At 67.6% G+C, this 20,969-nt stretch carries 22 protein-coding genes; 3 read left to right on the top strand and 19 right to left on the bottom strand.

The genetic code is table 11. The features are described 5' to 3' along the window. The first annotated feature begins 3 nt into the window (after positions 1-3). The 3 genes from C0V75_RS09465 to C0V75_RS09455 all read left to right on the top strand — a co-directional run bounded on the left by C0V75_RS09465 (position 4) and on the right by C0V75_RS09455 (position 3,590). Entirely contained in the window at positions 4-1,434 is a 1,431-nt protein-coding gene (locus C0V75_RS09465) for an aldehyde dehydrogenase family protein (protein ID WP_101920615.1), read from the top strand. Beyond that, a complete protein-coding gene (locus C0V75_RS09460; RefSeq protein ID WP_101920614.1) occupies positions 1,431-2,330 on the top strand; it encodes an NAD(P)-dependent oxidoreductase in 900 nt (299 codons plus the stop codon). The genes C0V75_RS09465 and C0V75_RS09460 overlap by 4 nt, the downstream gene beginning before the upstream one ends. Positions 2,331-2,474: 144 nt before the next feature. Next, positions 2,475-3,590 (top strand): cystathionine gamma-lyase, encoded by a 1,116-nt coding sequence (locus tag C0V75_RS09455; RefSeq protein WP_101920613.1) that lies wholly within the window; start codon positions 2,475-2,477, stop codon positions 3,588-3,590. A gap of 118 nt (positions 3,591-3,708) precedes the next feature. Here C0V75_RS09455 and C0V75_RS09450 read toward each other — a convergent pair whose 3' ends face one another. From C0V75_RS09450 to C0V75_RS09360, 19 genes are all read right to left on the bottom strand, one after another. After that, positions 3,709-4,443, bottom strand: coding sequence for an SDR family oxidoreductase (locus C0V75_RS09450; RefSeq protein ID WP_101920612.1), 735 nt, complete (start codon positions 4,441-4,443; stop codon positions 3,709-3,711). A gap of 80 nt (positions 4,444-4,523) precedes the next feature. Next, complete coding sequence (locus C0V75_RS09445) at positions 4,524-5,186, bottom strand: SDR family oxidoreductase (RefSeq protein ID WP_101920611.1); 663 nt, start codon at positions 5,184-5,186, stop codon at positions 4,524-4,526. 112 nt (positions 5,187-5,298) lie between these two features. Then, positions 5,299-6,762, bottom strand: coding sequence for an amidophosphoribosyltransferase (gene purF / locus C0V75_RS09440; protein ID WP_101920610.1), 1,464 nt, complete (start codon positions 6,760-6,762; stop codon positions 5,299-5,301). A 113-nt stretch (positions 6,763-6,875) separates the two neighbouring features. Further along, a complete protein-coding gene (locus C0V75_RS09435) occupies positions 6,876-7,469 on the bottom strand; it encodes a CvpA family protein (RefSeq protein WP_101920609.1) in 594 nt (197 codons plus the stop codon). A gap of 31 nt (positions 7,470-7,500) precedes the next feature. After that, positions 7,501-8,859, bottom strand: coding sequence for a DNA repair protein RadA (gene radA, locus C0V75_RS09430; protein ID WP_101920608.1), 1,359 nt, complete (start codon positions 8,857-8,859; stop codon positions 7,501-7,503). Positions 8,860-8,891: 32 nt separating this feature from the next. Then, positions 8,892-9,320: a paraquat-inducible protein A gene (locus C0V75_RS09425; protein ID WP_101920607.1), complete on the bottom strand. Its 429-nt coding sequence runs from the start codon at positions 9,318-9,320 to the stop codon at positions 8,892-8,894. A gap of 36 nt (positions 9,321-9,356) precedes the next feature. Further along, positions 9,357-10,124 carry a DNA repair protein gene (locus tag C0V75_RS09420; RefSeq protein ID WP_101920606.1) on the bottom strand — a complete coding sequence of 256 codons (768 nt, stop codon included), beginning with the start codon at positions 10,122-10,124 and terminating at the stop codon, positions 9,357-9,359. A gap of 138 nt (positions 10,125-10,262) precedes the next feature. Beyond that, positions 10,263-10,637, bottom strand: coding sequence for a hypothetical protein (locus C0V75_RS09415; RefSeq protein ID WP_101920605.1), 375 nt, complete (start codon positions 10,635-10,637; stop codon positions 10,263-10,265). Continuing rightward, positions 10,637-11,383 (bottom strand): ABC transporter ATP-binding protein, encoded by a 747-nt coding sequence (locus C0V75_RS09410; protein ID WP_101920604.1) that lies wholly within the window; start codon positions 11,381-11,383, stop codon positions 10,637-10,639. Before C0V75_RS09410 ends, C0V75_RS09415 begins: the two co-directional genes overlap by 1 nt. Next, entirely contained in the window at positions 11,380-12,165 is a 786-nt protein-coding gene (locus C0V75_RS09405; protein ID WP_101920603.1) for an ABC transporter permease, read from the bottom strand. The genes C0V75_RS09410 and C0V75_RS09405 overlap by 4 nt, the downstream gene beginning before the upstream one ends. Next, positions 12,162-13,220 carry an alanine racemase gene (alr, locus tag C0V75_RS09400; protein ID WP_101920602.1) on the bottom strand — a complete coding sequence of 353 codons (1,059 nt, stop codon included), beginning with the start codon at positions 13,218-13,220 and terminating at the stop codon, positions 12,162-12,164. The genes C0V75_RS09405 and alr overlap by 4 nt, the downstream gene beginning before the upstream one ends. Positions 13,221-13,459: 239 nt before the next feature. Further along, positions 13,460-14,248, bottom strand: a complete 789-nt coding sequence (locus tag C0V75_RS09395) for an SDR family oxidoreductase (RefSeq protein ID WP_101920601.1) — start codon at positions 14,246-14,248, stop codon at positions 13,460-13,462. Between the two features lie 8 nt (positions 14,249-14,256). After that, complete coding sequence (locus C0V75_RS09390; protein WP_101920600.1) at positions 14,257-15,753, bottom strand: replicative DNA helicase; 1,497 nt, start codon at positions 15,751-15,753, stop codon at positions 14,257-14,259. Between the two features lie 236 nt (positions 15,754-15,989). Next, a complete protein-coding gene (locus C0V75_RS09385; protein WP_101920599.1) occupies positions 15,990-16,670 on the bottom strand; it encodes an orotate phosphoribosyltransferase in 681 nt (226 codons plus the stop codon). Between the two features lie 163 nt (positions 16,671-16,833). Then, positions 16,834-17,127, bottom strand: a complete 294-nt coding sequence (locus C0V75_RS09380; RefSeq protein WP_254216418.1) for a hypothetical protein — start codon at positions 17,125-17,127, stop codon at positions 16,834-16,836. After that, entirely contained in the window at positions 17,069-17,365 is a 297-nt protein-coding gene (locus C0V75_RS09375; RefSeq protein ID WP_101920797.1) for a BrnT family toxin, read from the bottom strand. The genes C0V75_RS09380 and C0V75_RS09375 overlap by 59 nt, the downstream gene beginning before the upstream one ends. Positions 17,366-17,433: 68 nt before the next feature. Continuing rightward, complete coding sequence (gene pyrC / locus C0V75_RS09370) at positions 17,434-18,474, bottom strand: dihydroorotase (protein ID WP_101920598.1); 1,041 nt, start codon at positions 18,472-18,474, stop codon at positions 17,434-17,436. Between the two features lie 108 nt (positions 18,475-18,582). Beyond that, positions 18,583-19,629 carry a phosphoadenosine phosphosulfate reductase gene (locus tag C0V75_RS09365; RefSeq protein ID WP_101920597.1) on the bottom strand — a complete coding sequence of 349 codons (1,047 nt, stop codon included), beginning with the start codon at positions 19,627-19,629 and terminating at the stop codon, positions 18,583-18,585. Positions 19,630-19,859: 230 nt separating this feature from the next. Continuing rightward, positions 19,860-20,915 carry a glycosyltransferase family 2 protein gene (locus C0V75_RS09360; RefSeq protein ID WP_101920796.1) on the bottom strand — a complete coding sequence of 352 codons (1,056 nt, stop codon included), beginning with the start codon at positions 20,913-20,915 and terminating at the stop codon, positions 19,860-19,862. Positions 20,916-20,969: the final 54 nt, after the last annotated feature.

Here is a 20,969-nt window from a genome sequence, read left to right as displayed (position 1 = left end):
AGAATGGCTTACGCGAATCTTTCGAAATTCTACATCAACGGGGAATGGGTGGCGCCTCTGGGCGGGACCACGATGGGTGTGGAAAACCCCGCGACGGAGGAGATCGTCGCGCAGGTGGCCCTGGGCACAGTGGCCGATGCCGACCGGGCGATCCTGGCGGCGCGGGCGGCCTTTGACGGCTTTTCCTCCTGGAAGGCGGCGGATCGGATCGCGCTGCTGGAGGCGATTCTGGCCGAGTACAACAAGCGCTATGAGGAATTCGCGGTCGCCATGAGCACCGAGATGGGCGCGCCGATGGCCTGGGCGCGCGAGGCGCAGGCCTGGGCAGGGCAGGTGCATCTGGAAAGCACGATCAAGGCGGCGAAGGAGTTCCACTGGGAAGAGATGCGGGGCGAGACGCTGCTGATCCGCGAGGGGATCGGGGTCTGCGCGCTGATCACGCCCTGGAACTGGCCGATGAACCAGATCGCCTGCAAGGTGGGGCCGGCCATCGCGGCAGGCTGCACCATGGTGCTGAAGCCGTCGGAGATTGCGCCCTTGTCGGGCATCCTCTTTGCCGAGGTCTGCCATGCGGCGGGGGTTCCGGCGGGGGTGTTCAACCTGGTGAACGGGACCGGGCCGGAAGTGGGGGCGCGGATGTCGGCCCATCCCGAGGTGGACATGGTGTCCTTTACCGGGTCCACCCGCGCGGGGACGGCCGTGGCGGCGGCGGCGGCACCCACGGTGAAGCGCGTGGCGCAGGAACTGGGCGGGAAATCGGCCAATATCATCCTCCCCACCGCCGATCTGGCGGCAGCCGTGAAGGGCGGGGTCGAGGGTTGCTTTGGCAATACGGGGCAGTCCTGCGATGCGCCGACGCGGATGTTCGTGCCGGCGGGCCGGATGGACGAGGCGCTGGCCGTGGCGAAGGAAGCGGCGGAGGCCGTGGTCGTGGGCGATCCCAATGACGCGTCCGTGACGATGGGGCCGCTGGTCAGCAAGCTGCAATTCGACAAGGTGCAGGCCCTGATCCAGAAGGGGATCGACGAGGGCGCGACGCTGGTCACCGGTGGCGTGGGCCGTCCGGTCGGCGTGAACCGGGGCTGGTTCGTGCGGCCCACGGTCTTTGGCCATGTCACCAATGACATGACGGTGGCGCGGGAAGAGATCTTTGGCCCCGTCCTGTCGGTCATCGGCTATGACACGGTGGATGAGGCGGTGGCGATGGCCAATGACACGGTCTATGGCCTTGCCGCCTATGTGCAGGGGCCGACGCCGGAGGCCGTGGCCGTGGCGCGGCGGCTGCGGGCGGGGCAGATCAGCCTGAACTACCCGGCCTGGGATACGTTCGCGCCCTTCGGCGGCTACAAGCAGTCGGGCAACGGACGGGAATATGCCGATTGGGGCATCCATGACTTCTGCGAGGTCAAGGCCATCGTGGGGCATGGGGCATGAAATATGGATATGTGGGCCTCGGCAACCTCGGGGGGCATCTGGCGGCCAGCCTGATCCGCGCGGGGCATGAGGTCACGGTCTATGACCGCGATCCGGCGCTGGCGGAACGGCACCGGGCGATGGGGGCGAGGGTGGCCGACAGCCCGGCGGGCGTGGCGGCAGAGGCGGACCATGTCTTTACCTGCCTGCCCTCGCCGGCCGTGTCGGAGGCGGTGCTGGCGCAGCTTCTGACCACGATGAAGCCCGGGGCGACCTGGATCGAGAATTCGACGCTGGGGCGCGAGGATATCCTGCGGCTGGCGGGGCTGGCGAGGACGGGGGGCGTGCGGCTGCTGGAGGCGCCTGTGACCGGGGGCGTCCATCTGGCCGCGCGGGGCGAGATCACGGTGCTGGTGGGGGGCGATGCCGACCTCTTCGAGCTGCACAAGCCCGCCTTGCAGGCGATCGGGAAGCGCATCTTCCATATGGGCCCGTTGGGATCGGCGGCGATCATCAAGGTGATCACGAACATGCTGGCCTTCATCCATCTGGTGGCGGATGGCGAGGCGCTGATGCTGGCCAAGCGGGGGGGGCTGGACCTGAAGACGTCCTGGGAGGCGATCACCGCCTCCTCCGGCACGAGTTTCGTGCATGAGACGGAGGGGCAGCTTATCCTGAATGGCAGCTATGACATCGCCTTCACGATGGACCTTGCGCTGAAGGATCTGGGCTTTGCCATGGGCTTCGGCAAGGAATTCGGGGTGCCGCTGGACCTTGCCTCGCTGACCAACCAGACCTTCATGAAAGGCAAGGCCGTCTATGGCGGGACGGCGCAATCGACGCAGATCGTGAAGCTGCTGGAAGATGCGCTGGGGACCGATCTGCGGGCGGAAGGCTTCCCGGCCCGGCTGGAATGACCCCATCACTTTCTGTCTGAAAATATCCCCGGGTGGGTCCGGGAGGGCAGGCAGCCCTCCCGGGGGTGCGGCGGGGCGCAACGGTGCGGGGTTGCATCCGGCCCTGCGCCGGGGGAAGGATCGGCGCGGAAGGAGACCCGCCCCATGACCATCCGCAATGAGGACGACCGCCGCTTCGCAGACCTGCTGCATCACCGTGCGGCGCGGCTGGAACAGGGCGATCCGGTGACGCCGCCTCTTGTCAGTGCCGCGACCTATCACCTGCCGCGCAGCGATGTGGGCGGGTTCATCTATGGCCGGATGGCGATGCCGACATGGGAGGAGGTGGAGGCGCAGCTGGCCGTGCTGGAAGGCGCGCCATGCGTGAGCTTTCCGTCAGGCATGGCGGCGATCTCGGCGGCGCTTTTCGCGGCGGTTGTGCCGGGCAAGCGGGTGGTGCTGCCCTCGGACGGCTATTACACCGTGCGGCTTTTCGCGGAAGGGTTCCTGAAACCTTTCGGCGTGACGCTGGACTATGTGCCGACGGTGGAGATGGGGCAGGCGGATTTCGCCGGCGCGGGGATCGTTTATCTGGAGACGCCCTCCAATCCGGGGCTGGAGGTCTGCGACATTGCTGCGGTGGCCGCGCGGGCCAAGGCGGCGGGGGCGGTGGTGATCGTGGACAACACCACGCTGACGGCGGTGTTGCAGCGCCCGCTGGACCTTGGGGCGGATCTGGTGGTGGCCGCGGATACCAAGGCGCCGGGGGGGCATGCGGATGTGCTCTTCGGCCATGTGGCGGGGCGGGATGCTGGGCTGATGGCACGGGTGCGGGACTGGCGGAAACTGTCGGGCGCCGTGCCGGGGGCATTCGAGGCCTGGCTGGTGCATCGGGGGATCGAGACGCTGGAACTGCGCCTCGCGCGGATGTGCGCGAGCGCGCAGGTGATTGCAGAACGGCTGGCCGCGCATCCCAAGGTGGGGGCCTTGCGCTATCCGGGGCTGGCCGGTGACCCGTCCCATGCGGTGATGGCACGGCAGGCGCGGGGCTTCGGCTTCCTGATCGGGGTGACCCTGGAGAGTGCCGAGGCGGCGGAGCGGTTTCTGGAAGCCTGCCCCTATATGGCGCGGACGACAAGCTTTGGGTCCACCCATAGCGCGGGCGAACGCCGCGCGCGCTGGGGCGATGCGGTGCCCGAAGGCTTTCTGCGGCTGTCGATCGGGGTGGAGCCGGTCGAGGCGCTCTGGGCGGGGATCGCGGAAGGGCTGGCGGCGGTGTGAGGGGCGAAAATTCTTCGTACGAAGAATTTTCGGGGAATGAAGATTTTTCGGAGAAAAATCTTCTGTCTCTGCGCTGGGGCGAAAATTCTTCCGTGAAGAATTTTCGCGGCCTCCGGGGTCAGACGTTGGTCCAGCCACCGTCGATGCTGATCGCCTGTCCGGTCATGAAGGCGGATTCGTCAGAGGCGAGATAGACGGCCAGATGGGCGATTTCCTCGGGCTGGCCGATGCGGCCCATGGGTTGGCGGGCGATGAAGGCGGCGCGGGCGGCCGCGTAATCCCCTTGGGCGCGCATGCGCTGTTCCAGCGAAGGCGATTCCACTGTGGCGGGGCAGATGGCGTTGCAGCGGATGCCGCGGGTCACGTAATCGGCGGCGACGGATTTGGTGATGCCGATGACGGCGGCCTTGGTCGCGCCATAGACGAAGCGGTTGGGCGCCGCGATGATCGAGGAGGCGACCGAGGCGATGTTGACGATGGACCCGCCGCCATGTTCCAGCATGGCAGGCAGGAAGGCGCGGGTGACGCGGTAGAGCGCCTTGACGTTCAATTCGACCGAGAAGTCGAAATCCTTCTCTTCGCAATCCAGGATCGTGCCGGCATGGACGAAGCCTGCGCAGTTGAAGAGGATATCGACAGGGCCGGTCTCTGCCGCCATGGCAGCCACGGCGGCACCGTCGGTGACATCGAGGCGGTGGGCATCGAAGCCTTCATTGCGCAGGTCCTCCACCGCCTTTCTGCTGATGTCGGTGGCGATGACGCGGGCGCCTTCGGCCTTGAAGGCGCGGATGGTGGCAAGGCCGATCCCGGCGCCGGAGGCGGTGCAGAAGGCGGTTTTTCCGGCGAGGCGCATGGTTCGGTGATCCCCTATCGCTGACGCGCGCAGTCAAGCGGATGCGCGGGGCGGGAGCAAGGGCAAACTGACATGTTAGTTCAGATCAGGTCGAGCAGGCGGGCGGCCTCGGCGCGGATATCGGCCAGTTTCGCGCGGTCTTCGCCGGGATGGAAACGGGCGCGGGTGGCGGTGGGCATGGGCGCGGGTTCGGCGATCACGATGCGGGGGCCGTGCTTTGTCGCCTCGGCCTGCCATGACCGCGCCAGCGCGATCTGCGCGGCCTTGGTCGCACCATAGGCGCCGTGGAACTTCTGGCCGGCTTTCGGGTCATCCGGGAAGAAGGCCGTGCCGCCATCGGGGGCGGCGCGCAGGAGGGGTTCGACCATCGGGATCAGGAGCCCCGTGGCGCGGGTATTGGTGGCGATGGATTTTTCCCAATCCTTGGCATCGAGGCTGCCCATTGGGGCGAGGGGGGCGGCATGGATGGCCGTGTGCACCCAGAGGTCGAGATGGCCCCAGCGGTCATGGACGGAGCGGCAGAGATGGCGCATGGCGTCCTCGTTCGTCACGTCCATCGGCGCGAGGGTGAGCGCGCCCGCGCCGGGCAGGCGGGCGGATTTCACGCGGTCGTCCAGTTCCTCCAGTGCGCCCACGGTGCGGGCGACGGCCACCACATGCCAGCCGCGCAGGGCAAGCTGTTCGGCCATGGCCGCGCCGAGGCCGCGCGAGGCGCCGGTGACGAGGGCGATCTTCTGGGTCATGCGTCAGGCTCCGTGGCTGGCCGGGCGTGAGTATTTGATCCAAGGTGAAGGGGCAAGGGCGCGCGCCCCGCAGCGGGGGGGGCGGTGCTTTGCGCCGGACGGGGCGGAAGGCCTATTCGGCCGCCTTCATCTGGAAGCCTTCCTCGATCTTGTCGGAGGGGGCCACCGGGTATTCGCCGGAGAAGCAGGCATCGCAATAGCGCGGATTGGCGGGGTCGCGGCCCGCCGCTTCGCCCGCGGCGCGGTAGAGGCCGTCGAGCGAGATGAATTTCAGGCTGTCCACGCCGATCCAGTCGCGCATCTCGTCTTCCGACATGGTGGCGGCGAGGAGCTTGTCGCGTTCGGGCGTGTCCACGCCGTAGAAGCAGGGCCAGGCGGTGGGCGGGGAGGCGATGCGGAAATGCACCTCGGCGGCGCCCGCGTCGAGGATCATGTCCTTGATCTTGCGCGAGGTGGTGCCGCGGACGACCGAGTCATCGACGAGGATGACCCGCTTGCCCTTGATGAGGGCGCGGTTGACGTTCAGCTTGAGCCGCACGCCCATGTTGCGGATCTGTTCGGTCGGTTCGATGAAGGTGCGCCCCATATACTGGTTGCGCGTGATGCCGAGGCCGAAGGGGATGCCGCTTTCGGCGGCGAAGCCAATGGCGGCGGGGGTGCCGCTGTCGGGGACGGGGCAGACGAGATCGGCCTCGACAGGCGCTTCGCGGGCCAGTTCCACGCCGATCTGGCGGCGGGTTTCATAGACGGAGCGGCCGCCAAGGATCGAGTCGGGGCGCGAGAAATAGACATGTTCGAAGATGCAGAAGCGCGATTTGGCGGGGGAGAAGGGGCGGAAGCTTTCCACCTTGTTGTTCTCGATCACCACCATTTCGCCGGGGTCGATTTCGCGGATGAAATCGGCGCCGATGATGTCGAGCGCGCAGGTTTCCGACGAAAGCGCCCAGCCGTGATCGCCGATGCGGCCGAGGACGAGGGGGCGGACGCCGAGGGGATCGCGCACGCCGATGAGTTTGGTGCGGGTCATGGCGACGACGGAGAAGGCGCCTTCGACGCGGCGGAGCGCATCCTTGATGCGTTCGGGGATCGTCTTCTGGATCGAGCGCGCCATCAGGTGGATGATGCATTCGCTGTCTGACGAGGATTGGAAGATCGAGCCGCGTTCGATCAGTTCGCGGCGCAGCGCGGCGGCATTGGTGAGGTTGCCGTTATGGGCGATGGCGGCGCCGCCCATGGAAAATTCGCCGAAGAAGGGCTGCACGTCGCGGATGGCGGTCGCGCCCTTGGAGCCGGCGGTGGAATAGCGGACATGGCCGATGGCGAGTTCGCCGGGCAGGGTGTCCATCACCTCGGCCTTGGTGAAGTTGTCGCGGACATAGCCGAAGCGGCGGGCGGAGTTGAAACCGTGTTCGGGGTGGTAGGCGACGATGCCGCCCGCCTCTTGCCCACGATGCTGGAGCGCGTGCAGGCCGAGGGCCACGAAATTCGCCGCATCGGCCATGCCGATGACGCCGAACACGCCGCACTCCTCCTTCAATTTGTCATCATCGAAGGGGTGCGAGAGGAAGGGGCGCATGGGGCCTCCGAATCCGGGGAAGTGGATGGGAGTGATCTAGTGCTTTGTCACGGCGAAGTCACGCCCCTTTGCCGCGCTGCGGCGGGTGCAGGGGCGCAAGGTTGCTGTGCGGATCAGCCGGAGGTGGCGGGGGCGGCTTCGGCCGGGGCCGCTTCGCCGACGCAGACCTGGGTCAGGTCGTTGTAGCGGGCGACGATCCAGCCGGGGGCATCGGTCGGGACCTGTGCGTCGAGATTGTCCTGGAAGGCGGCGAAGACCTTGGCGGAGCGGCTGTCATCCACCATCGGGATGGCATTGGCGGCCACGGCGCGGTCATAGACGAGGAAGGCCACGGCGACGAGAAGGACGCCGCGCGCCACGCCGAAGAGGAAGCCGAGGCCCTGGTCGAGCCCGCCCAGGGCGGTGCGGTGGATGGCAGAGGAGAGGAGCGGCGTGAAGAGCGAGGCGATGATGAGCGCGCCTGCGAAAACCACGGCGAAGGCCGCGATGATGGACAATTCGCAGCTGTCGCCCAGGAATTCGCCCACGACGGGGAGTTCCTTGACCAGCGGCTGCACCGGGGCGGCGAAGAGGAAGGCCACGAAGGCGGCGCCGATCCAGCCGACGATGGCCATGGCCTCGCGCACGAAGCCCCGCGAATAGGCGAGGATCGCCGAGAGGATGATGACGCCGGCGACAACCGCGTCGATCAGGGTGAAACCTTCCATGTGCCGTCCTGCTCCTGTCCTGCCGGGGGGATCAGCCCGCCCCGAACATCTCGCCCACGAAGGCCGTGAGGTCGGGCATCTGACGCACCCGCATCCCCGTTTCCGCCCCGATCTTGGAACGGTCCGGCGCAATCGCCTGTGAGAAACCAAGTTTCGAGGCTTCTTTCAACCTGTTTTCGGTCTGTCCGACCGGGCGGAGGGCGCCGGAGAGGGAGATTTCGCCGAAAAGCACCATGTCGGGGGGAAGGGCCACGTCTTCGCGGGCGGAAAGCAGGGCGGCGGCGACGGCGAGGTCGGCGGCGGGTTCGGAGACGCGCATGCCGCCTGCGACGTTGAGAAAGACGTCAAGACCCGCGAAGGGGATGCCGCAGCGCGCCTCGAGCACGGCGAGGATGGTGGAGAGGCGGCCGCTGTCGAGCCCGACGACGGTGCGGCGGGGGGTGCCGAGGTTCGAGGGGGCGACAAGGGCCTGGATTTCGGTGAGGACAGGGCGCGTGCCTTCGATCCCGGCAAAGACGGCGGAGCCGGGGGTGGTTTGCCCGCGATCCGACAGGAAGAGGGCCGAGGGGTTGGTGACCTGGGCGAGGCCGTCGCCTGTCATCTCGAACACGCCGATTTCGTCGGCGGGGCCGAAGCGGTTCTTGACCGCGCGCAGGATGCGGAACTGGTGGCCGCGTTCGCCTTCGAAATAGAGGACGGTATCGACCATGTGTTCGACCACGCGGGGGCCGGCGATCTGGCCTTCCTTCGTCACATGGCCGACGAGGATGATGGCCACGCCGCGCCGTTTGGCGAAGGTGACAAGCTCATGCGCGGCGGCGCGGACCTGGGAGACGGAGCCGGGCGCGGCCTCGACCGTGTCGAGCCACATCGTCTGGATCGAGTCGATGACGGCGAGGTGGGGGCGTTCGGCGTCGAGCGTGGTGAGGATGTCGCGGAGTGCTGTTTCCGCGCCGAGGGAAACGGGGGCATCGGAAAGGCCGAGGCGTTGCGCGCGCATGCGGACCTGGGCGGAGGCCTCTTCGCCCGAGATGTAGAGGCATTTGAGGCCACGCCGGGCGAAGCTGGCGGTGGCTTGCAGAAGCAGGGTGGATTTCCCGATGCCGGGATCGCCGCCCACGAGGATGGCCGAGGCGGGGACAAGGCCGCCGCCGAGGACGCGGTCAAGCTCCTCCATCCCCGAGGCGGCGCGGGGGGGCGGGGCCTCTTCGGTGGCGAGGTCGGTGAGGGGGATGGTTTTCCCCTTGGCGCCGAGGGATTTGGGGCCGGTGGAGAGCGGGGCCTCTTCCACGATGGAGTTCCAGGCCCCGCAGGCATCGCATTTGCCCGCCCATTTGCGGTGGACGGCGCCGCAGGCGGTGCAGGTGAAGGCGGGGGCGGATTTGCTCATGCCCTTTCTGGTATCGGTTGGGGGCAGGGGGTTCAAGCGCGCTTGCGGTGCGACAGGAGCAGGGAGAACGCCACGCAGCCGGTGAAGAGCCAGAGGCCCCAGGCGGTTTCGATGGTGCCGATGCCGGTGCTCTTGGCCAGCACGATGTAGAGGGCGATGAGGAAGATGTCGGCCATGGCGAGGCGGCCCATCAGGCGCAGCGCGGGCAGAGCGCGGGGGGAGAGGAGGCGGAAGTCGATCAGGGCGAGGCCGATCACCTTGGCGTAGGGGGCGAAGAGGGCGAGGAAGCTGACCAGCAGGGCCAGCGCGGGATCGGTGTCCCAGAGCGATTGCAGGCCGGTCACGACGGAGATTTCCGACAGGCCGAAGAGCGGCAGGAGGCCCGCGCGCAGAAGCGGCGCGAACCATGCCACGGGAAAGAGGATCAGGAGCGCGAGGTTGAGGAGGACGGGCAGCCGCATGGGCGCATCTGGCCCCCGATGGCGCTGCGGTTCAAGTCATTTCCCCGGCTTGGGCAATTGGACGACGGTGGTGTCGCGATTTTCCTCTGCCTCCATCGCATAGCCGATCTGGGGCAGGATTTCGCGCAGATCGGCCTCCAGCCGTTTGATCTGCGCCTCGGCCTGGCGTTCCTCCACCTCGATATCCGTGAGCCAGCGGCGGAGTTCATCGACGGTCTGGCGGGCGAGAGTGAGGCGGTCGGTGAGCGCCGCCACCTCTTCCTGGCGCTGTTGCAGGAAGCTGCGGGCGCGGGCAACGCGGTCATCGGAATAGGTGCGGGCGAGGTCGCGGGTCTGAAAGCTCATCTGCGCGGCGAGTTGCAGGAGTTCGGGTTCCAGATGCCCGAGATCGGGGTGATCGCGCAGATGGGCGAGGCGGGCGCGCATGGAGTCGAATTCGCCCGACAGGGCGAAGACCCCCGCGCGGTCGGCGGCATGGGCGAGGCGATAGGCATGGGCCACGTCTTCCAGCCCCATGGCGAAGGAGCGGTGGCTGCGTTCCAGCCGCGCCATGCGGGAATTGGCGGGCAGGAAGAGGCAGATGAGGCAGAGCAGCGCGGTGAGGGCGATCTGCGCCCAGCGGCCGGACTGCGGCAGGTCGGTTTCGCCATAGCGGAGGGGGAGATGCAGCCAGGGAAGCTGGCCCAGGGCGGCGAGCAGGGTGGCGGCGAGGGCGGCGAGGGTGAGGAGGATCAGCACGCCATGGGCGAGGCTTTGCGCGAGATGCAGGACAGGGCGCAGCCTGGGCAGGGAAGACAGGGACATGGGCGATACCGGGACACTCTTTACCACAATGACAGGAAAGGGCTTGCCGGGGGGATTCGGCAACGGTTTTCGCTGGGGCAGGGCGCTGCGGGAAACGATGGCGGCCCTTGGGCGGGGCTGTTTCCGGGGCGGAAACGGTCAGCCCCGGATCAGGACGATGGCGCCGGTCACTGGCAGCACCCAGAGGAGGGTGCCGACCAGCCAGTGGCCCCAGATCGGCGCGGGCCAGTCGCCCAGCACATGCCGCGCCCAGGCGAGCAGCAGCCAGAACCAGCAGAGGAGGGAGAGGGCAAGGCTGGCCTGTTGCAATTCGAGATAGGCGAAGGTCCAGGGCATGGCGAGCCAGAGGCAGACGAAGAGGCCGAACAGCGCAAGCTGGCCCGCGCCTTCCACCCTTTGGCGCCAGCCGGCCAGGGCTGCGACGGTGATGGCCAGAGGTATGGCGAGGGCGAGGCTGCGGAAGGCCGCGGAGGCCGAGAGGAGGGAAAGGGCCTGCTCTAGCCAGGCCTGCATCAGCGCACCGCCGCGATGGGGCCCGTGGCCCGGCCGTGGATGAATTGCTGGACGTAAGGGTCTGGCGTGGTGTCGAGGTCGGCGATGGGGCCGGTCCACTGGATCACGCCGTCATGCAGCATGGCGACGCGGTCGGCGATGGCGCGGACCGAGGTCATGTCATGGGTGATGGTCATGGCGGTGGCGCCCATCTCTGTCACGATCTCGCGGATCAGGTCATTGATGACGCCGGCCATGATCGGGTCAAGCCCGGTGGTGGGTTCGTCGAAGAAGATGATTTCGGGTTCCGCCGCGATGGCGCGGGCGAGGCCCACGCGTTTCTGCATCCCGCCCGAGAGTTCGGCGGGGAAGAGGTCGGCTGTTTCGGGTTTCAGGCCCACGCGGCGGAGTTTTTCGATGGCGATGGCGCGCGCCTCGGCCTTGGGGCGCTTGGCGGGGCCGCGCATCAGGCGGAAGGCGACGTTTTCCCAGACGCGGAGGCTGTCAAACAGCGCGCCGCCCTGGAAGAGCATCCCGAAGCGGGCGAGGAAGGCGTCGCGGTCGGCCTTCGTCACATCCTGCCCGTCGAGGGTGATGGTGCCGGTGTCATGGTGGACGAGGCCGAGGATGCATTTCAGCAGGACGGATTTCCCGGTGCCGGAGCCGCCGATGATGACCATGCTCTGGCCTGAGGGAATGGTCAGGTCCACCCCGCGCAGGACGCGGTTCTTGCCGAAGGTCTTGGTGACGCCGGACAGGGTGATCATGCGGAGAAGAACAGTTCGGTGAGGATGTAATTGGCGGCGAGGATCAGGACCGAGGCGCCCACCACGGCGGATTTGGTGGCGGCGCCCACGCCTTGCGCGCCGCGGCCGGAATTCATGCCGTGATAGCAGCCCATCAGCGCCACGATGAAGCCGAAGGCGGCGCCTTTCCACAGGCCCGAGACCACGTCCCATGTTTCGAGGAAATCCACCGTGTTCTGGAGATAGGTGGTGGAGTTGAAGCCGAGGCGGTTGACGCCCACGAGCCAGCCGCCCGCGATGCCGATGGCATCGCCCACGGCGACGAGGACGGGGACGGCCAGCGTGGCGGCCAGCACGCGCGGCACGGCGAGGTATTTGATCGGGTTGGTGGAGAGGGTCACCAGCGCGTCGATCTGTTCGGTGACCTTCATCGTGCCTATTTCCGCCGCGATGGAGGAGGCGACGCGGGCCGCGACCATCAGGCCGCCCAAGACGGGGCCGAGTTCGCGCACCATGCCGATGGCGACGATGGAGGGGACCACCGCCTCGGCGTTGAAGCGCGCGCCGCCGGAATAGATTTGCAGGGCGAGGGCGCCGCCGGTGAAGACGGCGGTCAGGCCCACGACGGGCAGCGAGAACCAGCCGATCTGCATCAGCGCGTGGAAGAATTCGCGCGGGTAGAAGGGCGGGCGGAAGATATGGCCGATCACGCTGGCCGCGAAGAAGGCCACGCGCCCGATGGCGGCCAGCGCCGCCAGCACGGGCCGCCCGATGGCGGCAAGGGGCGCGGTGAGGGCCGTCACGCCTGCCCCCCCTGACGGGTGACATAGCGGCGGGCGTAACGGGGGCCGAGCGAGGTGAGGATTTCGTAGCCGATGGTGCCTGCGATGGTGGCGAGGTCGTCCACGCCCTGATGGGGGCCGAGGATATCGAGGCTGCGCGGCACTTCGGGCAGGTGGCCGATATCGGCGGTGATGAGGTCCATCGAGACGCGGCCGATCAACGGGACGGGGGTATCGCCATCCCAGAGATGGACCTTGTTCGACAGTGTCCGGGGCAGGCCATCGGCATAGCCTGCCGAGAGGGTGGCGACGGTGGTGGGGCGGTCGGCGGTCCAGCTATTGGCATAGCCCACGGTTTCGCCCGCGGCCACGGCGCGCGTCTGGATGACGGGGAGGGAGAGGGTGACGGTGGGATGCGCCTCTGCGAAGGGCTGGCCGCCATAGAGGCCAATGCCGGGGCGGGTGAGATCGAAATGGTAGTCAGGGCCGAGGAGGATGCCGCCGGTGGCGGCAAAGCTGCGCGGGATACCCGTGCCATCGGTCATGCGGTGGAACTGCGCCAGTTGGGCCGCGTTCATCGGATGGTCGGGTTCATCGGCGCAGGCGAGGTGCGACATCAGGAAATCGGGACCCGCCTCCAGCACGATGGGGGCGATGGCGCGCCATTCGGGGTCTTCCAGACCGAGCCGGTTCATGCCGGTATCGAGCTGGATGCCGAAGGGATGGCCGGGCAGGGATTCGAGGTGGCGGGTGACCTGCTGCACCGAGTTGAGCATCGGGGTGAGGTCGAGGTCATGGATCATCTCGGTATCCCCGGCCATATGGCCGCCGAGAATGCCGATCTGGGGGCCGGGGCCGAGGATCTGGCGCAGTCTTGCGCCTTCTTCGGCGACGGCGGTGAAGAAGCGCCGTGCGCCCGCGCGGGCCAGCGCCGGGGCGACGCGGTCGATCCCGAGGCCATAGGCATCGGCCTTGACGACGGCGGCGGTCTGGGTGCCGGGGGCGGAGAGGCGGTCCAGCGCGCGCCAGTTGGCGGCGATGGCGTCGAGGTCGATGGTGAGGGTTGCTGTGGCCATGGTCCGGGGGTTTTCGGCAGGGGCGGGGCTGCGGTCAAGGGAATTCTGGGGGCGGGGGCGTCGGGTGGCGGAGGCGTGATCTTGCGGTGCGGCTTCCGCGCGTTCCTTTCCTATCGCCTGCGCGCTGCCGCGCTACGGCTCCGCCGTCAGGGGACGTTCCGTCCCCGCTGTCCGCGCGGTGCCCGCGCGGCCATTCACCCCTGGAGAGTATTTCTCGCCAAGATGAAGGGGTTGGTCGGTCAGTCGCGCAGGCCGGCCATGGCGCGGTCGAGATGGACATAGCCGCCATCGACAAAGAGCCATTGGCCGGTGGTGTGGCCTGCGCGGGGCGAGAGGGTGAAGACCACGGTATCGGCCATTTCGGTGTCGAGCGTCATGCGTTGGCCGAGGGGGATGCGGCGCGTGATTTCGGCCAGTTTTTCGGCGCGGTCGGGGAAGGTGTCGAGCCAGGCGTCATACATGGGGGTGAGGACTTCGGCCGGGATGACGGCGTTGACGCGCACGCCATGGGGGGCGAAGGCGGCGGCCCATTCGCGGGTGAGGCCCAGTTGCGCGGCCTTGGCGGCGACATAGGCGGAGGTGGAGCCCTGGCCCGTGACGCCGGTCTTGGAGGAGATGTTCACGATGGCGCCCTGCTGGGCCTTGAGGTCGTCCTGAAGCAGATGGGCGAGGGTGTAGTAATGGATCAGGTTCTGGTCGAGCGAGGCGCGGAAGGCGGCGGGGCCGGCGTCGAGGCCGATCCCGTCATTCGTGCCGGCATTGTTGACAAGGCCATAGACCTGCCCCCAGCGGGCATGAACCTCGGCCACCGCGCGGGTGATCTGGTCATCCTGTGCCAGGTCCACCTGCACGAAGCCCGATTTCGGCTGGAGCGCGGCGAGTTCGGCCAGGAAGGCCGGATCGGGGGCGCGGCGGGCGAGGATGACGGGGATGGCGCCTTCCTCGGCGAGGCGGCGGCTGATCGCGCCGCCGATCCCCTGGCCACCGCCGGTGACGATGACCACCTTGTCGGTCAGGTGCAGGTCCATGGTTGGCCTCAATACCCGCCGCCGTCGCCCTGCCAGGGCTGGGCGAGGTTGCCGAAGCGGGTGAAGCGGCCCTCGAAGCTGAGTTCCACCGTGCCGATAGGACCGTGGCGCTGCTTGCCGATGATGACCTCGGCCTTGCCATGGACGCGGTTCATCTTTTCGTACCATTCGGCGAAGCGCGGGTCGTCTTCCGGCGGCTTGAGGCGTTCGTGATAATATTCGTCGCGATAGACGAACATGACCACGTCGGCATCCTGTTCGATGGAGCCGGATTCGCGCAGGTCCGACAGTTGCGGGCGCTTGTCGTCGCGGGATTCGACCGTCCGCGAAAGCTGGGACAGGGCGACGACGGGGATGTTGAGTTCCTTGGCGATGGCCTTGAGACCCTGGGTGATTTCGGAGACTTCCTGCACGCGGTTGGTCTCGCCCCGGCCGGTGCCCTTGAGAAGCTGGAGGTAGTCCACCATCAGCACGTCGAGGCCGTGTGTGCGTTTCAGGCGGCGGGCGCGGGCGGCGACCTGGGAGATGGGCAGGGCGGGCGTGTCGTCGATATAGAGCGGGCAGGATTCCAGCGATTTGGCGGCCTCGACGAAGCGGCGGAATTCCTCTTCGGTCATGTCGCCGCGGCGGATCTGTTCGGAGGGAACTTCGGAGGCCTCGGAGAGGATACGGGCGGCGAGTTGTTCGCTGCTCATTTCCAGGGAGAAGAAGCCCACGACGCCGCCATCCACGGCGCCTTCGCCGCCGTCCTGGGTGCGGCCCCGGCGATAGGCCTTGGCGATGTTGAAGGCGATGTTGGTGGCGAGCGAGGTCTTGCCCATGGAGGGGCGGCCCGCGAGGATGAGAAGGTCGGAGGGGTGCAGGCCACCCAGTTTCCGGTCGAGATCGACGAGGCCGGTGGAGATGCCGGCAAGACCGCCGCCGCGCTGATAGGCGGCATTGGCGGAATTCACCGCCTCGGTCGTGGCGCGCAGGAAAGAGACGAAGCCGCGCTGGGCGGTGCCCTGTTCGCCGAGCTTGTAGAGATGCTGTTCGGCCTCGGTGATCTGTTCGCGGGGTTCGGAGGTGACATCCACCTTGGCGGCCTTGGCGGCGATGTCGCGGCCGAGCGAGATGAGTTCGCGGCGGACGGCGAGATCGTAGATCATCTGGGCGTAGTCGCGGGCGGCGAAGGCGGAGATCGCGGCCCCGGCGAGGCGGACGAGATAGGCGGGGCCGCCGAGTTCCTTGAGCCCGTCATCATCCTCGAAGAAGGGTTTGAGGGTGACGGGCGAGGCGAGCGCGTTCTTCTGGATGCGGGCGGCGGCCTTGTCGAAGATGCGCTGATGGACCGGGTCGAAGAAATGGTCGGCCTTCACCAGGCTGGAAATGCGGTCATAGACATCGTTATTCGTCAGGATCGCGCCGAGAAGCTGCTGCTCGGCCTCGATGTTATGGGGAAGGGCTTCGGGCTCTGCCGGGGCGGCCACGGGCAGGTTGGGGCGGAGGGTCGCGATCTCGTTCATGTCTGCCTCGGTTCATTGACTGCCGGGGTCGCATATGCCCCGGTTCGGCCTGCGGGAACAGGCGGGAACAACCCTGTGGAAAAGCACGCGGCGAGTCGCGTGCCGGAGGGAGAGCCTACCACATCTTGCGGGGCTTGTCCGGGTGGAACCCCAAGGCGGGGTCGGTCTGGGGGATGGGCGGCTGAGTCCTGCACAAAGCATCCACAGCCCCGCCCACAGGAATTTTAACCTGCCGTTCAGGATTTGGCGCGGGCGGCCTGCCAGGCGCGGGGGTCGTGCAGGAAGGCTTCGACCTCGGCCAGGGTCGCGGCATCGAAGCTGCCGGAGGCGCGGGCCTCGGCCAGGACGTCCCACCAGGTGCAGAGGTGGTGCAGGGCGACGCCGTGATCGGCGAGGCGCTGCGGGGTTTCGGGGAAGATGCCATAGTAGAAGATCACCGCGGTATGGCCGCAGGTCGCCCCGGTTTCGCGGATCGCATCGACGAAGGAAAGCTTCGAGCCGCCATCCGTGGTGAGGTCTTCGACCAGAAGGACGCGCTGGCCTTCGGTCATCGCGCCTTCGATGCGGGCGTTGCGGCCGTATCCCTTGGGCTTTTTCCGGACATAGGTCATCGGCAGGGCGAGGCGTTCGGCCACCAGCGCGGCGAAGGGGATGCCTGCGGTTTCGCCGCCGGCGATGTTGTCGAAAGCCTCGAACCCGGCGTCACGCATGACGGTGACGGCGAGGAAATCCATCAGGGTGGAGCGGATGCGCGGGTAGCTGATGAGCTTGCGGCAGTCGATATAGGTGGGCGACGGCAGGCCGGAGGCCAGCGTGAAGGGCGTTTCGGCGTTGAAATGGACGGCCTTGATCTCCAGCAGCGCGCGGGCAGTGAGGCGGGCGATTTCCTCTTTCGGGGGGAAGGCGGTGGGGATCATGCGAGGCATCCTTCGGAGGCAGCCCCGAGAGGGGCCTGAAACGGGTTGGGCCGATGCTGCGGTCTTGTCCGCTGTGTTGCGGGATTGACCGGAACGGCGAACCGCGTCAAGCGCGATCGGCCGTGGTCAGGCTGAGCCGCGCCTGCCGCCTGACCGCGGAGTTTCAATCCGAGGGCCGGTTGGAGCGGTGAGCGCGCATATAGGCCGAGAGCACCGCCTGCATCTTGCGGATATGGCCCTTGCCCTGGGTGCTGGCGACGAAGAAATCGAACACCTCTGCGTCGAGCCGAAGGTGGACGGATTTCCGCTTTGGGCGGTCTGTCACCTGTGCCCTGTCCCAGAAATCGGGATCGTCGATTTCGGCTTCCGGGGCGTCGGGGGAAATCGACAGGCGACCTTCATCCTTCAGGCGGCGAATGTCCGAGAGTGATAGCGATCCTGTAGCGGCGTCGGTCACGGCGCCCTCCTTTCCGTGTCGAGATGAGGCGGAACCGGTCGCCGCGCCGGGTGTAGACGACAACCAGAAAGAGGTCGTCCGCAAAGCCGACAGCGGTAAAGCGGCGTTCGCCATAGTCCTGTCGCAGGTCTTCTGCTTCGACGGTGGGGCCTTCGAAGATGAGCGCGCCAAGGAGGAGATCAATCCCGTGACGGGTGATGTTCGCCTGCCGTTTCGCCTCGTCCCAGTCGAACTGCACCACACGCACCGCACCTGAACGATGCGCGTGACGCTACACGAAATGTGTACACATTTCAAATGGGGATGTCAGGCCTCCACATGCCAGTGCACGGGGAAGCCGGGGTCGAAGACGGTGACGGGGCCGGCTTCGGTGAAGATCTTGGCGGGCCACTGCGCCGCCGCACCTTTGGTGAGCGTGATGCGCTCTTCGTTCGGGGGAAGGCCATAGAAGCGCGGACCGTTGAGCGATGCGAAGGCTTCCAGCCGGTCGAGGGCGCCTTCCTCTTCGAAGACATGGGCCAGAAGTTGCATCGTGTTGGTCGCCGTGAAGCAGCCCGCGCAGCCGCAGGCATGTTCCTTCAGCGCATCGACATGCGGCGCGCTGTCGGTGCCGAGGAAGAAGCGGGGGTCGCCGGAGGTGGCGGCGGCTCGCAGCGCAAGGCGGTGCTTTTCGCGCTTGGCCACGGGCAGGCAGTAGTAATGCGGCTTGATCCCGCCCGCGAGGATGTGGTTGCGGTTGATGATCAGGTGGTGGGTGGTGATCGTCGCGCCGAGGGTGTCATTGCCCGCGCGGGCATAGGCCACGCCTTCCTCGGTGGTGATGTGCTCCATCACCACGCGCAATTCGGGAAGGCGGCGGCGCAGCGGATCGAGGACGGTGTCGATGAAGACGGCCTCGCGGTCGAAGATATCGACCTCATGCGTGGTCACTTCGCCATGGACGCAGAGGGGCAGGCCGATCTCGGCCATCCGCTCCAGCACCGGCATGACCTTGGCGATGTCGCGCACGCCGGAATGGGAATTGGTGGTCGCGCCCGCGGGGTAGAGTTTCACCGCGGTCACGATGCCATCCGCATGGGCGGCGGCGACATCCGCGGGGTCGGTGCCTTCGGTGAGGTAGAGCGTCATCAGCGGGGTGAAGCGCATCCCTTCGGGCAGGGCGGCGAGGATGCGGTCGCGATAGGCGGCGGCCTGCGCCCCTGTCACCACGGGCGGGACGAGGTTCGGCATGATGATGGCGCGGGCGAAGTGGCGGGCGCTTTCGGGCAGCACGCCCTGAAGCATCGCGCCGTCGCGCAGGTGGAGGTGCCAGTCATCGGGGCGGCGGAGGGTGAGGCGCTGGGTCATGATCCGCGCCTAGCGCAACTTCGGCCGCCTTTCCAGTGCCGAGTTCGGCCTGCGCGCCGGTTCGGCCTGTCCTGGCCCAGGTCTCTCCTGGCCCAGCTCTGTCCCGGCCTAGCTCTGGCTGGGCTGGACGGCGGTGGCCTCGATCATCAGGGGCTGCGGCCGCTCGGGCGGGCCGTCGGGCGGGGGGAGCTGGCTGGGCAGGCCGAGGAGCTGTTCCAGTTCCCGCTGGCGGCGGCGGAAGCGCGGGCCGCCGAGGCGCCGCGTGACGGAGCGGCAGACCATCAGCGCGAGACGCGGCCGTTCGGCCATTTCCGCCTTGCGCAGGATGCCCTTGAGATAGGGCAGGAACCGGCGGCGGATGCGCAGGAGGCGGGCAAAGACCTGGGGGGTGAGGCGGTCTTCGAAGATCGCGCGGAGAAGGTCGGGCAGAAGGTCCGTCATCTCGATGGCGGTTTCGATGGCGTCGCCGAAATGCCGGGCGGGCAGATTCGTCACCCAGGGCTTGCGGAAGAGCGCGGCATGCATCGCGTTCTCGGGCAGGTAGGGGTCGTAGATCAGGAAGACGCGTGCCGCGCCTTCGGTCATGTCCGGGGCGAAGCCGTAGCGTGTGGTGAAGTCGAGCCGTCTTGCAGCCGGATTGCGGTGGTCCCAGCCGGCGAGGACGGGGTCGAGCGTGGCGCGCGGGCTGACGGCGAGGACCGTCGCGCCGGGGGCGCAGACGGAATAGGCGCAGGCGGCATAGCCGCCCGCCCCGCCGCCATAGAAGATCACGCGGTCGAAATCCTCGAAGAAGGCCTCATCGACGAGACGGTCGAAATAGCCCCAGACGGCGGGATCGCGGAACCATGTCTCGCCTTCGCAGATCAGGGTGAGGTGCGACCAGCGGTTGGCGAGGGCGACATTATGGCCAAAGGGCATCTGGCCCTTGCGGGAGAGGATGCGTTCCAGCGATTCGAAGGTGACCAGCAGGACCGGGCCGTCATCGTGGAAATAGGCATGGTGGCGGGGGCCGAGCGGTTCGAAATAGCCTTCTTCGGCGCAGAGCCTGTCGATCCTGTCCATCCATTCCGCGCGTTGCAGCGTGACGATGCCGGAAGCCTCGCCGGAAGTGGCGGCGTCGGGATCGGTCAGGTCGCCATCGGCGCGGTCGGACATGGGCGGATGCCCCTTCTGCTCGGGTCTCGGTCACGGGTTCGGCGGCAGGCCTTTCGCCGCGGCCCCGGACTCGTCTGGATCAACTTGCCCTCAGAGCTAGGCGCTGCAAAGGGCAAGTTTATGGCGATTCTGAAGCGGATGCAGGCCTTTGCGCGATCCTTTTGGCGATCCGCCAGAGGCGGGACGGCCTGCACCCATCCCAAAGGATGTGGGGCCTCCGGGCGGGGGTGTCAATCGGGCTGTTCGGGGGCGCGCGGTTCGGGGGCGCGCGGTTCGGGGGCCTCCCGCAGGGCATGGGTCCATATCAGCCGTGCCTCGGCGGCGGTCAGGGCGCGGCTGGGCGGTGTCATCATCAGCCGCCCGAAGAGCGCGCGCCATCCCTCGTCGCGCATCAGGTGCAGAAATCGGGCGCGACGCCAGTCGAAGGCGGCGCGGTGCAGGCGGGCGAGAGTCGGGTCCGCCAGCAGGTCCGCGCGCAGGGCCTGGCTGGGCAGGGCGAGGATGGAGCGGTCCTCGGCATCGCAAAGGTTCCGGTCCACCCAATAGCCGAGATCGAAGGCCGAAGCCTCGCGGTTGGCGCGGCCGCGGTCGGCCTTGACCAGATAGCCTTCCATGCTGCCCAGAGCGTAATGGTTCAACTGGGCGAGGCGGTAGTTGGGATGGCCCAGCGGGGCGAAGATGCGCGGCGGTCCGCCCGGCAGGGGGCGCGCTGCGCTGTCGAACCAGCGCTGGCGGTCGGTGGCCTGCCCTTTGGGGCGGTGGACGCCCGGCTGGCCGAAGCGGCCGTCATTGCGGTAGAGCGTCTTGAACATCACCGCGCGCCAGGGCCATTCCAGCGGGTCGGGTGCGGCGCGGGTGAAGGTTTCGGTGACCGGCGCATCGGTCAGCCCCACCACGCCCGCATTGCCGAACATCCGCCAGGTCAGGGCAATGGCATCGGCCTCGGGCAGGGCGTGGAGGAGGGCGGCAATGGTGCGGTCGCCGACATGGATGTTCACGAATTCGTCGATGTCGAGCACGAGGATCCAGTCGGCGGCTTTCGTGAGCGGATGGCTGGCGGCGGTCTTCAGCGCCTGCCATTGCGGCCCCTTTTCATGCGGGCCGTCGTTGCGGAGATGGGTCAGCCAGCCCATCGCCTGAAGCCGGTCGAGCATCAGGTCGGTGCCATCGGTGCAGTCATTGGAGAAGGCGAGGATGTCGGTGATGCCCGCCGCGCGGTGATGGGCCAGCCATTCCAGCAGGAAGCTGCCCTCGTTCCGCACCGTCAGGATCGCCAGCACACGCATGGGCCAAGGGGTGGCATGGGCGCGCGGGCGTTGCAAGTCTTGCGGCGGGTGGCC

Source organism: Tabrizicola sp. TH137, from assembly GCF_002855575.1.
GTDB lineage: Bacteria > Pseudomonadota > Alphaproteobacteria > Rhodobacterales > Rhodobacteraceae > Paragemmobacter.
Note: the sequence above shows the minus strand (reverse complement) of the source record. Positions and strands in the feature narration are given on the sequence as shown.

Excerpts from the sequence above, each read along its gene's own strand:
- C0V75_RS09465 (WP_101920615.1), top strand. The coding sequence starts at position 4 with ATGGCTTACGCGAATCTTTCGAAATTCTACATCAACGGGGAATGGGTG.
- C0V75_RS09460 (WP_101920614.1), top strand. The coding sequence starts at position 1,431 with ATGAAATATGGATATGTGGGCCTCGGCAACCTCGGGGGGCATCTGGCG.
- C0V75_RS09455 (WP_101920613.1), top strand. The coding sequence starts at position 2,475 with ATGACCATCCGCAATGAGGACGACCGCCGCTTCGCAGACCTGCTGCAT.
- C0V75_RS09450 (WP_101920612.1), bottom strand. The coding sequence starts at position 4,443 with ATGCGCCTCGCCGGAAAAACCGCCTTCTGCACCGCCTCCGGCGCCGGG.
- C0V75_RS09445 (WP_101920611.1), bottom strand. The coding sequence starts at position 5,186 with ATGACCCAGAAGATCGCCCTCGTCACCGGCGCCTCGCGCGGCCTCGGC.
- purF (WP_101920610.1), bottom strand. The coding sequence starts at position 6,762 with ATGCGCCCCTTCCTCTCGCACCCCTTCGATGATGACAAATTGAAGGAG.
- C0V75_RS09435 (WP_101920609.1), bottom strand. The coding sequence starts at position 7,469 with ATGGAAGGTTTCACCCTGATCGACGCGGTTGTCGCCGGCGTCATCATC.
- radA (WP_101920608.1), bottom strand. The coding sequence starts at position 8,859 with ATGAGCAAATCCGCCCCCGCCTTCACCTGCACCGCCTGCGGCGCCGTC.
- C0V75_RS09425 (WP_101920607.1), bottom strand. The coding sequence starts at position 9,320 with ATGCGGCTGCCCGTCCTCCTCAACCTCGCGCTCCTGATCCTCTTTCCC.
- C0V75_RS09420 (WP_101920606.1), bottom strand. The coding sequence starts at position 10,124 with ATGTCCCTGTCTTCCCTGCCCAGGCTGCGCCCTGTCCTGCATCTCGCG.
- C0V75_RS09415 (WP_101920605.1), bottom strand. The coding sequence starts at position 10,637 with ATGCAGGCCTGGCTAGAGCAGGCCCTTTCCCTCCTCTCGGCCTCCGCG.
- C0V75_RS09410 (WP_101920604.1), bottom strand. The coding sequence starts at position 11,383 with ATGATCACCCTGTCCGGCGTCACCAAGACCTTCGGCAAGAACCGCGTC.
- alr (WP_101920602.1), bottom strand. The coding sequence starts at position 13,220 with ATGGCCACAGCAACCCTCACCATCGACCTCGACGCCATCGCCGCCAAC.
- C0V75_RS09395 (WP_101920601.1), bottom strand. The coding sequence starts at position 14,248 with ATGGACCTGCACCTGACCGACAAGGTGGTCATCGTCACCGGCGGTGGC.
- C0V75_RS09390 (WP_101920600.1), bottom strand. The coding sequence starts at position 15,753 with ATGAACGAGATCGCGACCCTCCGCCCCAACCTGCCCGTGGCCGCCCCG.
- C0V75_RS09385 (WP_101920599.1), bottom strand. The coding sequence starts at position 16,670 with ATGATCCCCACCGCCTTCCCCCCGAAAGAGGAAATCGCCCGCCTCACT.
- pyrC (WP_101920598.1), bottom strand. The coding sequence starts at position 18,474 with ATGACCCAGCGCCTCACCCTCCGCCGCCCCGATGACTGGCACCTCCAC.
- C0V75_RS09365 (WP_101920597.1), bottom strand. The coding sequence starts at position 19,629 with ATGTCCGACCGCGCCGATGGCGACCTGACCGATCCCGACGCCGCCACT.
- C0V75_RS09360 (WP_101920796.1), bottom strand. The coding sequence starts at position 20,915 with ATGCGTGTGCTGGCGATCCTGACGGTGCGGAACGAGGGCAGCTTCCTG.